The following is a 13,665-nucleotide window of genomic DNA, read 5'->3' as shown; positions in this document are numbered from 1 at the left end:
CCCAAAACACAACAGCCCCAAAGCTTTGTAAACCTTGGAGCTGTTGTATATAATTTATACTGCTTATGCCGATACCGGCGTTTTTTCAACTGCAGGTGCGAAACTCATTTCAGCATCGGGTTTCGATACATCGGTCAAAGTAACCTTACCGCGCTCGCGGCGCAGTATTCGGTTAAATAAAGAAATTTCCCTGTCAAATAAAAATTGGAAGAACAACTTGGTCCATGATGTATGATAATACAATGTTTCGTAATATTCTGGCGCTGTTTTTTTGATCTCGGGCAATTTATTCCACGGGATGGAAGGGAAATCGTGATGCTCATTATGGAAACCCACATTAAACGCCACCGCGTTAAAGTTACCGTAGTAGCTGTATGTTTCCTGCTCCACACTGTGGGTTAGGTAATGCTCCTGTATCCAACGGGCACCAAGTGGGTGCAAACCAACCGAGAATGAGAAGCTTAACAGTAAAAATGCAATAGCACCCCAACCCATAAAATACCATATAGCAACAGTAAACACAACCTGTATCATAAAGTTGGTCACGATCCAACCATCAAACGGATGGATCTCTCTTAAACGGGATAAACGGAATAATTGGAAAACCGGGAAGAACAACAACCAAAGCGCTTTACCGAAAAACGAATTGCTGATCAGTTTTGCTTCCCAACGGTTTGGCAAGTCGGCATCCAGCTCATGCACACCCTGAAAAGAGTGGTGCTTGATGTGGTATTTTTCGAAAGAAATAGCGCTTGGCAATATTTGCGGCAAATTGGCAAACATAGAAGCAAAGCGGTTAGCATTACGGTTTTTAAATAATAATTGGTGCGTGCACTCATGGATCATTACAAACAATGCATGATCTGCAAAGGCGCCTAACAAGTAAGCAGCGCCTGCAATTACCCACCATGCCTGGTCTTTAACTAAAAAGGCCATACCCACCTGGAAAACAACCAAGCCTATAATAGCCCAGATAGTTTTTGGATTTTTGCCTATCAGCTGGCGCAATTGCGGGAACTGTTTTAAAATCTTTTTTGTGCGGATGCGGTGCGGTTCTGACTCCGAAGAGTAAACAAAATCAGTTTTCTTAGTCATATAGTTTGTTAAACGGTACTTCAGGTAATAACGTCTAAGATAAATACTTTTATTAGATTTTTTGATGAAATTTTTGAAATTGGTAATTTTTATTTCTTTTCGGTTAATAAATTTCTGGCTGATTTAATACTTCAGAATTAACACAGATTTGGTTTTTAAAATAGATTTAAATAATTGATATAATATGTGGTGGATCTATGCTTTACTCTCGGCGGTGTTTGCCGCCTTGACCGCAATTTTTGCAAAAATAGGAATCAAAGGTGTCGATACCGACCTGGCAACCGGCATACGCACGGTGGTCATATTGATGCTTGCCTGGATCATCGTTTTCTATAAAGGGAGCAATCATTCTATTGGCAGCTTGACAAAACAAAACTGGACATTTCTTATCCTCTCCGGCTGCGCCACAGGCCTATCGTGGATCTTTTATTTTAAGGCTCTACAATTAGGTAAGGTATCGCAGGTGGCGCCAGTTGATAAATTGAGCGTTGCGATAGCCATCGTGTTATCGGTAGTATTTCTTGGTGAGCCGCTTACATTAAAGTCGGCATCGGGCGCGGCGTTGATTATCGCGGGGACTTTAGTGCTTATATTTTAATGGTAAATTAAGATATTGTTAATATTGTAACAATTCCGTGTTGCGAGCTAAAAATCAGATTTAATCCAAAGTTTCTTGAGATTTTTGCAATTCAGATAAAATTGTAATTAATCTATGCGTTTTTTTTTAACCCTCTTTTTGCTTCTCTTTATATCGTCACAAATAAATGTTTATGCCCAGGCAGGTAGTGGTAAAGGTAAAATTACTGGTAAAGTTACCGATGCCAATACTAAATTGCCGGTGGATTATGCCACCGTATCGCTTTTTAAGCAAGGCAGTGCAAGCCCTTTTAACGGTATTAGTACCGATGCTAAGGGGAACTTCGCCGTGGATAATTTGCCTGCAGGCGACTATAAACTAACGGTTGATTTTTTAGGATATACCCGCACCACGCTTGACCATGTAATTGTGGGGGCAGGGGGTGCCGTTTCACTGGGTGAGCTTTTATTAAAGCCGGTGCAAAACCAGCTGAGTACCGTTGTGGTAACAGCCAAAGCGCCAATTATCGAAAATAAGATCGATAAAATGGTGTACAATGCGGCTAATGATTTAACCGCGCAGGGTGGTGTAGCATTGGATGTATTGAAAAAGGTGCCGCAGGTATCAGTAGATATTGATGGTAACGTGGAGTTGCAGGGCAACGCCAACATCCGTTTTCTGATCAACGGTAAGCCATCCAGCATATTTGGGGCAAGCCTGGCCGATGCGCTGCAATCTATTCCGGCCAGCCAGATTAAGAGTATTGAAGTAGTAACCAGCCCCGGCGCTAAATACGATGCCGCAGGTACGGGAGGTATCATCAACATTATATTAAAAGATAGTAAAGTATCGGGTATTAACGGTAGCATAAACGGTGCCCTGGGGACTCGTTTAGAAAACGGATCGGTTAACTTGAGCGCCCGTAAAGGAAATTTTGGCGCAAACGCGTTTTTTAGTGGTAACGCACAGCTAAAAACTACCGGCAGGAATTCAAATAGCCGGTCATCTTACGACGCAACCACAGGCGACTCGACCCGGTTATTACAAAGCGGCGAAAATACCAGCCAGCGTAGCAGCTACCAAACAGGCTTAAGTTTAAACTGGAGTATCACCCCTAAAGATGAACTGACGGGTACCTTTGGTTTTAACCATTTTGGTAACCATAATTATGGATTAACCAGTCAGCAGGAAACGCAGACATCGGCTGCTGGGGCTCAGCTTTCGCAGTTGTTAAGCAACAGGATCTCCGATAGCCGCTTCAGTGCCAACTCGCAGGATTTTAGCTTGGGTTACAAAAAAACCTTCGCTAAAGAAGGGCAGGAATTGGATATATTGTATAACACCAGTTATAGCAAAAACACAGTTAACTATTCGCAAAGGCAAGATTACCTGACCGGCAGCTACCCGGCAACAGGGTCGATAGGTAGTAACCCCGGTAACGACAGGCAAACCAATATATCTGTAGATTACAGCCACCCGTTCAGCAAAAACTTTACCTTAGAAGGTGGTGCAAAAGCGGTGTTAGAAGATCTGAAGAATACCGTTAATACAGATAGTTTGTTAAACAATGGCAGCTATGTAAACAATGCCGATCAAACGTATGGTTTCAACTACAAGCGTAATATTTATGCAGTTTATCTATCTGCATCGGCATCGTTATTTAAAAACTGGTTAGATGTGAAGGCAGGCGTACGTAATGAGTATACGAACACTACGGCCAACTTCCCTGGTGTAAATATCCCCGGCTATAATACTATGGCACCATCGGCAACCTTGTCTCACAAATTGTCGGGTTCGCAAAGCATCAAACTGAGCTATAATTACCGTATAGAACGCCCGGATTATGGCGAGGTAAACCCATTCTATAACATCAGCGATCCGCATAATATCAGTACAGGTAACCCTAACCTGAAACCAGAGGTAAGTCACGGTTTAGAATTGGGCTACAATAAATCTTTTGACGGCGGTGCAAATATCTATACCGGTGCGTTCTATCGCCACAACATTGATGATATCCAGTCGTTCACTACTCAATACGAGATACTGAACATTAACGGCCGCGACTATACCAACGTGTTGCTTACACAACGCGCCAACATAGGCACGCAAACAACAGTTGGGGCCAATATTTTCGGATCGGTACCCGTTACAGAAAAGTTGAACCTGCGCACCAATATGTTTTTAGCCAGCCGTACCAATACCAATCCGGGTTTTGCCTCGGTAACGGGTGTAGGGTATCGTGTTAACCTAAATGCCACTTACCAGTTTGGTAATAACCTTGCTGCAGAAGGTTTTGTTAATTACAATTCGTCGCAAAAAAACCTGCAGGGCACCAGGCCGCATTTCTTGTTTTACAACTTTGCGGTACGTAAACAGTTCCTGAACAAAAAGGCAAGCTTTGGCTTGGTTGCGGCAAATCCGTTTAATAAATATGTTAACCAGCAGCAAACTACATTTGGCAACGGGTTTAACCAGGTTAGCCTGCGCCAGGTGCCTGTACAAAGTTTTGGCATAACCTTTAGTTACAAGTTTGGTAAGCTTGAATTTGAGAAAGACAAAAAAGATAAAGACAAAGGCGACGACACTAACGGCTCTTCGCCGGATGCTGGCGGCAGATAATTTGTTTTTTAGTTTGTTTAAAAACAAATTAAGCACAACTCACATTGTATTGTTATAAAGCACTATCAATTATGAATACTGCTGCCAAACATTACAAATTCATAAACAGTAAAACTGGTTATGTAATATTTTACCATTCATTAAAGGCGGATTTATCTCCCGAAGAGCTAAAGGCCGAACTTGAAAAAGTACGCGCACATGTTGCTATACAAAACAGTATTTATCAGGAAACCGTTTATTGGGAACAGATAACGGATGATGTATAGCATAATGCTACTTTTTTAGAAAAGCAAAGGGCAATAAGAACACGTAATCATCTAGTGATCAGATAAACCCGGTCGAGTGTTTTTGACCGGGTTTCTTTATTGATAAAGGCGGGTAAAATATTTTCCTGCGGATAGTTACTAAATGCTTTTACTACTGTAAAACTCACGCCAGTTTTTACAAGGTAATCAACAGAAAGCTGGCTTAAAAAGAAAAGCGATTTTTTGCCTGCGGGATAGTTTTTAAAAAGATCTAACCTTACAAAGTTAACCTGGCGGCTGCAATAAAACTGGAACACGTTGTTGGCAGGGTTTACCGAGTATAATTGCTGGTTGTTGTTTTGAGCAAGGTTGGCAAATTTTGCTGCGGTTATTTGCCCGTTGTATGAGGCCAATATTTTAAAGAACGTAGTATTAATATAAAAATTAGCAAACAGTACCGCGCAGCAACTCAGCAGGAATACCCGCTGTTTTACAGCAGGCACTTTGATAATGATAGCGATAGCCAAGCTGCCGAACAAAAAGCAATCGACAATAAACCATAAAGAATTATCCGGTTTCAAATAAAGGTGGACACCTATAGCAATAATGGGTAATAATATGACACCGATCCATTGAACAATGCCCCAATAAATATTTGCTGCCTTTAATAATTGCTTATAAAAATATGGCGCCGTGATAATAGCGAAAAGTGGGAAGATGGCATTAGTGTAAAATGGTAATTGAAAACGTGATAAAGAGAACAAAAGCAGTAAAAGCAATCCGCCGCTTAAAGTGTAGTATTCATTGAGTCTTACTTTCTGTCTAATATTTTTAACGCTTTTGTACAAAGCATAATAAAAGAAAAGACACCACGGTGCAAACGCCCATAGCAGCGTGTGCACAAAGAAAAACACATCGCCCGATTTTTGCTGACGGATGGGACCGCTGTTGATGAAGCGGCCAAACTGGCTGTCCCACAAAAACCATTTTATACCCGATACACCATTACGGCCAAACACGGTCTTCTCGGGGTGCAAGTCAAACTGAATATATAGAGCATAAAGCTCGGGCAGGCAAAACAAAAAAGTAAGCAGGAAAAGTGCCCACCATTTAACCTTAAACAAGTTCATAAACTCGCCTTGTAAAATCAACTGTCCAAGCAGCGAACCGTAAATGACTACTATAACAAATATGCCTTTTGTCATGATGGCGCAGGCAGTAAGCAGGGCTGCAAGCAGCAGGTCGGTTAGGCTATATCTGTCATACAACTTTGCTATATGATAAATACTACCAATTACCAGGCCCATCAGGTAAGGCTCGGCCCTAACATCAACGTTAGATATCAACACATGCTGCGCGGTCATTACAATCAATACGGCTGTAAAAGCAATTTCTTTTGTGTAATACCTGCGGGTAAACAGATAAGTGTAAAGCAGGCTGAGTAAAAAGAAAAGTAATGCCGGTAACCGGTACGCCCAAACGCTAACGCCGAATATTTTGAAACTCACAAAAGCCGCCCAAAACGGGAAGTGCGGTTTATCCAACCAGTCGACATTGTAGCTATACAATTGCCATAGGTCTTTTTTGTAAACCATTGCTTTGGCAATAGATGCATACAGCCCGGGGTCGTCAGAAAAAAAATCATTATTAATACCAATAAAATTTACCACTAAAGCCAGCACAAAAAGTATCAGGTAAAAGGGCTTGTTATTATTGTTCATTAATGATGGTTTGATGCAAATATAAATTAATACGGCTAAAACAATTCCCAAAGAAACCTGCTACGGGCAATGGCAAGTTTGATAACAATTGTTTATTGTTTTGGGTCGTGGCTAACGTATGTGATTTTGTCATATAGTACACTCATTAGCTGTGGGTTGTGTGAATTTGATGTTGCTTACATTGTTTTGGAGTGATATTATTGCGGCTTAATATCTGGTATAAAAGTTATTTATATCATATTTGTGATAATTTAATTATCTACAACCAGTTATATTAATAAAACACTCAATTTATCTTTTTTATGAAAAAAGCATTTCAATTTAAAGCCGCGACATTATTAGTGTTCGCCCTGATCTTTTCAACAACGGTATTTGCACAAAAAAAACCAATGGAAAGTCCGCGCGACAGCGTTAGTGCGACGGTTGCAGGTTCAAAAATCAGTATCAACTACGGTAGTCCTTCGGTAAAAGGCCGCAAGGTATTTGGCGAATTAGAAAAATATGGTAGTGTATGGCGTACAGGTGCAAACGAAGCAACCGTATTTACTACCAGCAAAGACATTAAGGTTGAAGGTAAATTATTACCTGCAGGTACCTACGGTTTCTTCGCTATCCCTACAGCGACTACTTGGACAATCATTTTTAACAAGGAGCCTAAACAATGGGGTGCATTTAAGTATGACGAGAGCAAAGATGCTTTACGTGTAACAGTTAAGCCTGTTGCAACCACCATGAACGAGCGTTTGGTTTACAAGATCAACAAAAAAGGTTTTAGCCTAAATTGGGATAAACTATCTGTACCTGTATCAATTAAATAATTTAAAACGTAAAGTAATTTACAAGCCTCCCGATTTTTTCGGGGGGCTTTTTTATGCCACAAAGCTCAGTAGAAGTTCAACTTTATAAACGTTATATTTACCGTGTAACATGCAGCACCTACATCGTAAAAGGCCGCTTTTAAACCGCGGGTTAACTATTATAATATTATTTATAGTGATTTACCTGCTTACGCTGTTTGCCGGCTATCCAAACGCCGTAGAGCGTTATTATTCTGAAGGCCTTTACCCGGTAGTTTGCTACTTGTTGCACCCGGTACTCAACCTGTTGCCCTTTAGTTTTGGCGATGTGCTGTACACGGCAATTGTGCTCTACCTGCTTTATGCCATCTTCACGGCATTCAGGCTACTTTTTAAGAAACGATTTGTGCAATTAGGTAAATTGTTATTAGGTATTTTTATAGGTGTACAGGCAGGTATTGTGCTGTTTTATTTGCTTTGGGGGATGAATTATTTCAGGCCGTCGGCAGCCGAACGGTTAAACCTTAGGGATAGCACCTTTACCACTGCCGATTTGCAGGCCGTTACCACTATATTGATAGACAGCGCCAACCATTGCCGCGCCCGCCTTGCACCGGCAGATTTGCTGCAGAGTAACGATACTATTTACCAAAAAGCACGAAAAGCAGTTAACGTGTTGGCTAACACTTCTGTCGGTTTTAAAACCTACAGCCCCGGTATCAAGCCATCAATACTCACGCCGTTTATGAATTACCTGGGTACATCGGGCTATTACAACCCCTTTACTACAGAAGCGCAAATGAATTACCAGATGCCGGTATTTAACCGCCCCTTTGTTGCCTGCCATGAAATGTCGCACCAGATGGGGTACGGGCCCGAGGATGAGGCTAATTTCGTAGGGTTTCTTGCCGCAACCGCTTCTGAAGATAAATTGTTGCGCTACTCTGGTTATTATTTAGCGGTGGAGGAATTTATGCACACCTTAAGGCGCGTTGATACCGTTGCACACAAGCAGTTAAAACTACGTATCTCGCCCGGTGTTAAAAATGATTTTAAGGCCGAGCGGATGTATTGGCTATCCTACCAAAATAAGATCAATACGATTAGCAGTATATTTTATGACAATTTTTTAAAGGCAAATAACCAGCCTGAAGGTTTAGAGACCTATAACCGTATGGTATCGTTAGTGATGGCGATATATAAGAAAAATGGTTTAGTAAGATAAAACATCAAGCAGTTGCCAAAACCCAGGTAAATAAAAAGCGTTCCGTATCTCACCCCGGAACGCTCTTACAATATCATCTCTCAAATGATATTGATCAACTAAATCTCAGATAACATATTTCTTTACCCAAGCTCTTTTATAGTATAAGCTCTTTCAGCTCGCTATAGTATTTTTAATTAGCTTGTGGCACATAAAGCTCATTGCAAAAAATGGCCCAAACTTCATAAATACATTTAATGTTGTGTCAAAGTTACACATTGGATGGTTGGTGTCGCAATTTGTTACAAATAGTAACATTAAAATGACTGATAATACGTCAATAGTGTTAAAATAGCGTTTTCGTCAAAACGAGATTCGCTTTATATTTTACTGAAATTCCATTTTAATAACAGCAAATCCGTTGATAACGACGGAATTATTGTTGATTTTTATTATTAATAATCAAATAGTTATACTTTATAAATGTTAAATTGACATTTTTGTATGAAAAACAAGCCAAATCAATTATCGCTATTGAGCTATATGCTATACAGCATGCTTAGTGTATGTTTAAAGGTGTAGTAAATGATGGCTGTTATCAGTGCTGCAAAAAAATATATATTAAACAGCTTATTTATTAAATTGGTAACATCACAAACTGATGTGATTTTTCAAAATATTTAAAATGATATCACGTGTTCCAGGCATCAGGTATATTCTAAACGCCCTGCTCATTTTTGTCCCGACGCTGCTATCTGCACAAAAATTTAGCGCGGCAGAAGTGCAACGCTTTAAGCAGCAGGCAGCAGCGGTTACCATTATCAGGGACGATTACGGCGTGCCGCATATTTACGGTAAAATGGATGCCAGCGTAGTTTTTGGGTTGATGTACACCCAGTGCGAAGATAATTTTAAAGGCATCGAACGGAATTATCTTTACCAGTTGGGCCGGCAAAGTGAAGCTGACGGGGAAAGTAAATTATTTGACGATGTACAACTACAATTAATAGCCGACAGCGCAGGTGCCATAGCCGATTACAACAAAAGCCCGCTATATTTTAAAAAGTTAATGGATGCCTTTGCCGATGGCTTAAATTATTATCTGTATAAACACCCCGAAGTAAAACCGCTTGTTTTTACACGCTTTAAACCCTGGTATGCGCTAATGTTTACCGACGGCAGCGTTGCCGCAACCGAAACCGGCGATATTGCAACCAGAGAAACCGCTGCGTTTTACAATGGCGAAACCGAAAAGCTGGGTTCGGTATATCAACCACGCAATATTAAAATGTATAACGAGCGGGAGAATGGCTCCAATGGGTTTGCCATCGCTCCGGAGAAATCAGCATCCGGGCACGCCATGCTTTATATTAACCCCCATGTTCCTTTCTATTTCCGCAGTGAAGTTGGGTTGAAGAGCGACGAAGGTCTTCAGGCTTACGGCGCGGTTACCTGGGGGCAATTTTTTATTTACCAGGGCTTTAATTCGCATTGCGGCTGGATGCACACCAGCAGCTATGCTGATGTTGGCGATGTGTATCTGGAGAAGATGACTAAAAAGGATGGGAAATGGTTTTATGAATACGATGGTAAGTTGAAACCGGTAGTTACCCGGCCCTTAAAACTTAATATTAAACAAGGCGATCAAACATTAACCCGCAATATTACCGGATATTATACACACCACGGGCCGGTTTTAGCCGCGCGCGACGGAAAATGGCTGGCTTTAAAACATAATAACCGCTCTTATAATGCCTTGCTCGAATCGTGGCTCATAACCAAGGCTAATACCTTTGATCAGTATAAGAAGGCGATGGGCCTGCTCTCCAACACCAGCAACAATACTGTATATGCCGACGGTCAGGGGAATATCGCTTTCTGGTACGGTAACTTTATGCCCAGGCGCGACCCGAACATTAACTGGGCTTTACCCGTAGATGGTTCCACACCGGTAACTGAGTGGAAAGGCGTACACCCGCTTAACGAGATCGTACATATTTACAACCCCGCCACCGGCTGGATCCAGAATTGTAATTCAACACCCTACACCGCATCGGGCACAGCCAGCCCGCCAATAGGTAAATACCCGCTTTATATGGCACCTGATAATGAAAATTACCGCGGATTACTGGCTGCCCGGTTATTGAAAAATGCGGGTAAGCTTTCTTTAGATGGCTTGATAGCAAAAGGGTATGACCATTACCTCAGCCTTTTTGATGACGTGCTGCCGCCATTGTTTGCCGCATATAAAAATGCCCCCGATAGTTTAAGGGCTCAATTGGCTGAGCCGATAAAAATGCTGCAGCTATGGGGTAAAAGATCGACAGCAAATTCGATAGCTACCACCCTTGCTGTAGAGTATGCAACGGCAATAATGCGGGTATTGCCTGCCCCAAAAGCGGGCGAAAATACTTACCAGGTTAAGCGCGTGCGCCAGCTATTACAAACTATGCCGGGTAATAAGATGCTGGAATTACTTTCGGAATCAGTAAAAAGCCTGCAAACACGCTATGGAACCTGGAAAATGCCTTGGGGCGACATCAACCGCTACCAACGCCCGGCCGATGGCATAACGTTTGATGATGATAAACCGAGTTTGCCGGTGGGTACAACGTCATCAAACTTTGGGCAGTTGCCATCGTTTGTGAGCCGCACCATGAACACGCAAAAGCGTTACGGTTTCTCTGGTAATAGTTTTTTAGCTGCCATTGAGTTTGGGCCTAAGGTTAAGGCTAAATCTATTGTAACGGGTGGGTCGTCATTTAATCCGGGCTCCAGGCACTTTACAGATCAGGCGCAGGGATATCTGGACGGCAAGTTTAAAGAGGTGCTTTTTTATAAAGAAGATGTGCTTAAACATGCTGAAAAGACGTATCACCCCGGGCAATAGTAAAAACTCAAAAAGAATTATATTTGCACCAATAAAATAAATGAAAAGACTTGTACTCGTATTATTACTGTTTTGTTTTGCTGCAAGTACTTACGCGCAAAGCATTTCGTTTTTTGATCTCACCAACTTAACCAACCTGAGCGATGGCCAAGCTCATACTTACTTAACGTTAGGCAAGGTTTTTAAACACCAATATCAGGAGGTTGTCAACGGTAAAAAGATAGAGCATTTCCGTTCTATCAATCCCAAAGAAAAAGAGCAAACCGTTACTATTGGTGTAAATACTGTTTTGCAAAACCAAACTGTGTTGCGCTCCATCACTTATACAACGCTTGATCCGCAGCATGTGGTGAACATGATTAGTCAGGCCAAGCGTTCAAAAATGACACTCAAATTCCAAGGGGTTAATCAGGACAATAATATCTTTATATTTGATAATGAATTTTACCGCATAGAGATGTTTATCAGCACGTCTGACAATAGAGGCATGGTTAAGATCAACCAAAAAGAATTTGTAGGGTATTGATCTGACTGTAAATATTAAACGCCCCGAAGCTTTAGCCAGGGGCGTTGAGTATAGTATAATCACGCACCTGTCAACTCATCATAAGCTGCGCCGAGGATGCGTTCAATGCCGCCGCCATTCCATTCAGTAACGCCGGGAATAGATTTTGTAGCCAAGATATCCGCCTTGCTTTTACCGGCTTTTATACCGCTATCAACATAGGCAACCAGTTTTTCCATAAAATCTTTCATCAGTTTAAGGTCCTCGGTGTTACCGGTTACCTTTACCGGGTCGAATGCATGGCCGTAAACAAAGATAGTATTCTTGTCAAACTGTTTCAGCGCAGCTTCTAAAGCCAGCGGCCAGTGTTTACATGATGCACCCGCGCTGCGGTCAATATAGGGGTAAAGCCGGTTAAATACCTGGTCGCCGCAATGTACAATATTGGCATGCTCAAAGTGGATAAAGCTATCGCCGTTGGTATGGCCTGCGCCAAAATAATGCGCGGTAATGCGCTCGTCGCCAACTTTAATTTTCCATTTATCGGTAAAGGTGGTATCCGGGTAAAGTTGCTTATCTTCAGATTTTTGCTTTGCTGCGGCTGCCTTTTGGTTGGTGAGCGAATTAGCGTGCGCCGCTACATTTTTTACCAACCCCTTAAAGGCAATGTTACCGCTGGTATGATCACCGTGGTGGTGGGTATTGATAAGCCATTGAAAAGGTTGGCTGCTTTGTTTTTGTAATTCGGCTATAAGGTGTGGGGCGGTATTTGGGAACTCGGCATCAACCACAACTATGCCTTCTTTATTAACCATATAGGCAATAGTGCCACCCTGTTCTGTAAAGATGCCAACATTATTACGTAAGGGCGTTATTTTGTATGCAGGGTCTGCCAGCATGGCGGCAAAGCTACGTTTACCAAAAAGGGCCAATGATCCGGCAGATAATGCCGTAGTTGTTAAAAATTTTCTGCGTTCCATTAAATTGAGGGCTGATTTTATGATGAATAATAATTTATAATTAGCAGAGTTATTTGACAAACCCTTACAAGCAACATCGAGTCTTTAATAATTTATATTTCCCCTAATCAATATTGATGAAATACCTGCGATACAAACTCCAGTACATTGGGTAACGAGCCGCGCCAATAGGTCCAGTTGTGTGCGCCGTCGCGTACGCGGTACTCATGAGGGATCTCTTTTTTGCGCATCAGGTTATGCACTAGGCCGTTCCCTTCATACAAAAAATCATCATCGCCTACATCCATCAACCAACGCACCGCTTTCTTTTGTGCATCGGGCATGGCGTTCATTAGAGGCAGTACACTGTATTTGTTATAAAAGTTAATTACGGTGCTATCGGGCAGGTTGGGATTATTTTTATTGATGGCAACTTTGGCATCATCTAACGTCAAATAACCTGTAGCTGCACTTAGCGGGCAGGCCGAAGAAAACATTTCAGGATGGTGCAGCGCATATACAAAACTGCCGCCGCCGCCCATACTCAGGCCGGCAATGGCACGGAAACGCTTTTCGCTTTTTATGCGGTACTTCTTTTCTACAAAGGGCACCAGTTCGTTAAAAAAGAAGTCCTCGTAATTCCAATCACCCTTAATATCGTTAAAATAACCCCGCCTACCGGTGTTGGCATCGGGCATAATGATGATCATCGGTGTGGCGATACCATCTTTGATCGCTTTATCAGTAATGCTCAACACTTCGCCAAATTGCACCCAGCCGGTTTGGTCGTCGCCTGCGCCGTGCAGCAGGTATAATACCGGATAGCTGCGGCCGCTTGTTTCATAATCGGGCGGCAGGTAAACGGCGTACTTGCGTTCGCTTTTTAAAACCTTACTGTTGAGCGTCAGGTTATCATACACCTTGCCGGTTTGGGCAAGCAGCGCAAACGGGCATAGCAGCAGTAATGCGGATAAATATTTTTTCATAAACGGTATAATTTGGTTTGAGGCAACTGGGGTTTGTTGCACCGTTAAATTTAGTGAAAATATATGG

At 42.0% G+C, this 13,665-nt stretch carries 11 protein-coding genes; 7 read left to right on the top strand and 4 right to left on the bottom strand.

The features are described 5' to 3' along the window. Positions 1 to 63: 63 nt before the first annotated feature. A complete protein-coding gene (locus IDJ76_RS06215; protein WP_191161822.1) occupies positions 64 to 1,095 on the bottom strand; it encodes a fatty acid desaturase in 1,032 nt (343 codons plus the stop codon). A gap of 184 nt (positions 1,096 to 1,279) precedes the next feature. Here IDJ76_RS06215 and IDJ76_RS06210 point away from each other — a divergent pair, with 184 nt between their 5' ends. The 3 genes from IDJ76_RS06210 (at position 1,280) to IDJ76_RS06200 (ending at position 4,557) form a co-directional block, all read left to right on the top strand. After that, a complete protein-coding gene (locus tag IDJ76_RS06210) occupies positions 1,280 to 1,693 on the top strand; it encodes an EamA family transporter (RefSeq protein WP_191161819.1) in 414 nt (137 codons plus the stop codon). A gap of 114 nt (positions 1,694 to 1,807) precedes the next feature. Next, positions 1,808 to 4,291 (top strand): outer membrane beta-barrel family protein, encoded by a 2,484-nt coding sequence (locus IDJ76_RS06205; RefSeq protein ID WP_191161817.1) that lies wholly within the window; start codon positions 1,808 to 1,810, stop codon positions 4,289 to 4,291. A gap of 71 nt (positions 4,292 to 4,362) precedes the next feature. After that, complete coding sequence (locus IDJ76_RS06200; RefSeq protein ID WP_191161815.1) at positions 4,363 to 4,557, top strand: hypothetical protein; 195 nt, start codon at positions 4,363 to 4,365, stop codon at positions 4,555 to 4,557. Positions 4,558 to 4,604: 47 nt separating this feature from the next. Here IDJ76_RS06200 and IDJ76_RS06195 read toward each other — a convergent pair whose 3' ends face one another. Next, complete coding sequence (locus IDJ76_RS06195) at positions 4,605 to 6,257, bottom strand: ArnT family glycosyltransferase (protein WP_191161813.1); 1,653 nt, start codon at positions 6,255 to 6,257, stop codon at positions 4,605 to 4,607. 302 nt (positions 6,258 to 6,559) lie between these two features. On the opposite strand from IDJ76_RS06195, the gene IDJ76_RS06190 reads away from it, so the two are divergent. The 4 genes from IDJ76_RS06190 (at position 6,560) to IDJ76_RS06175 (ending at position 11,674) form a co-directional block, all read left to right on the top strand. Next, the gene (locus tag IDJ76_RS06190; protein ID WP_191161812.1) at positions 6,560 to 7,075 is read left to right on the top strand and encodes a DUF2911 domain-containing protein; all 516 of its coding nucleotides are present in this window, start codon (positions 6,560 to 6,562) and stop codon (positions 7,073 to 7,075) included. Positions 7,076 to 7,184: 109 nt separating this feature from the next. Then, complete coding sequence (locus tag IDJ76_RS06185; protein WP_191161810.1) at positions 7,185 to 8,279, top strand: DUF3810 domain-containing protein; 1,095 nt, start codon at positions 7,185 to 7,187, stop codon at positions 8,277 to 8,279. A 664-nt stretch (positions 8,280 to 8,943) separates the two neighbouring features. Then, positions 8,944 to 11,148, top strand: a complete 2,205-nt coding sequence (locus IDJ76_RS06180; protein ID WP_191161808.1) for a penicillin acylase family protein — start codon at positions 8,944 to 8,946, stop codon at positions 11,146 to 11,148. A 40-nt stretch (positions 11,149 to 11,188) separates the two neighbouring features. Further along, a complete protein-coding gene (locus tag IDJ76_RS06175; protein WP_191161806.1) occupies positions 11,189 to 11,674 on the top strand; it encodes a hypothetical protein in 486 nt (161 codons plus the stop codon). 59 nt (positions 11,675 to 11,733) lie between these two features. Here IDJ76_RS06175 and IDJ76_RS06170 read toward each other — a convergent pair whose 3' ends face one another. Beyond that, positions 11,734 to 12,633, bottom strand: a complete 900-nt coding sequence (locus IDJ76_RS06170; protein WP_191161805.1) for an MBL fold metallo-hydrolase — start codon at positions 12,631 to 12,633, stop codon at positions 11,734 to 11,736. A gap of 107 nt (positions 12,634 to 12,740) precedes the next feature. Beyond that, a complete protein-coding gene (locus IDJ76_RS06165) occupies positions 12,741 to 13,598 on the bottom strand; it encodes an alpha/beta hydrolase (RefSeq protein ID WP_191161804.1) in 858 nt (285 codons plus the stop codon). Positions 13,599 to 13,665 lie beyond the last annotated feature (67 nt).

It is taken from the genome of Mucilaginibacter glaciei (assembly GCF_014773245.1).
Lineage (GTDB): Bacteria > Bacteroidota > Bacteroidia > Sphingobacteriales > Sphingobacteriaceae > Mucilaginibacter > Mucilaginibacter glaciei.
This window is presented reverse-complemented; position numbering and strand designations above follow the sequence as displayed.

Coding starts and splice junctions, on each gene's coding strand:
- IDJ76_RS06215 (WP_191161822.1), bottom strand. CDS start 1,095: ATGACTAAGAAAACTGATTTTGTTTACTCTTCGGAGTCAGAACCGCAC.
- IDJ76_RS06210 (WP_191161819.1), top strand. CDS start 1,280: ATGTGGTGGATCTATGCTTTACTCTCGGCGGTGTTTGCCGCCTTGACC.
- IDJ76_RS06205 (WP_191161817.1), top strand. CDS start 1,808: ATGCGTTTTTTTTTAACCCTCTTTTTGCTTCTCTTTATATCGTCACAA.
- IDJ76_RS06200 (WP_191161815.1), top strand. CDS start 4,363: ATGAATACTGCTGCCAAACATTACAAATTCATAAACAGTAAAACTGGT.
- IDJ76_RS06195 (WP_191161813.1), bottom strand. CDS start 6,257: ATGAACAATAATAACAAGCCCTTTTACCTGATACTTTTTGTGCTGGCT.
- IDJ76_RS06190 (WP_191161812.1), top strand. CDS start 6,560: ATGAAAAAAGCATTTCAATTTAAAGCCGCGACATTATTAGTGTTCGCC.
- IDJ76_RS06185 (WP_191161810.1), top strand. CDS start 7,185: ATGCAGCACCTACATCGTAAAAGGCCGCTTTTAAACCGCGGGTTAACT.
- IDJ76_RS06180 (WP_191161808.1), top strand. CDS start 8,944: ATGATATCACGTGTTCCAGGCATCAGGTATATTCTAAACGCCCTGCTC.
- IDJ76_RS06175 (WP_191161806.1), top strand. CDS start 11,189: ATGAAAAGACTTGTACTCGTATTATTACTGTTTTGTTTTGCTGCAAGT.
- IDJ76_RS06170 (WP_191161805.1), bottom strand. CDS start 12,633: ATGGAACGCAGAAAATTTTTAACAACTACGGCATTATCTGCCGGATCA.
- IDJ76_RS06165 (WP_191161804.1), bottom strand. CDS start 13,598: ATGAAAAAATATTTATCCGCATTACTGCTGCTATGCCCGTTTGCGCTG.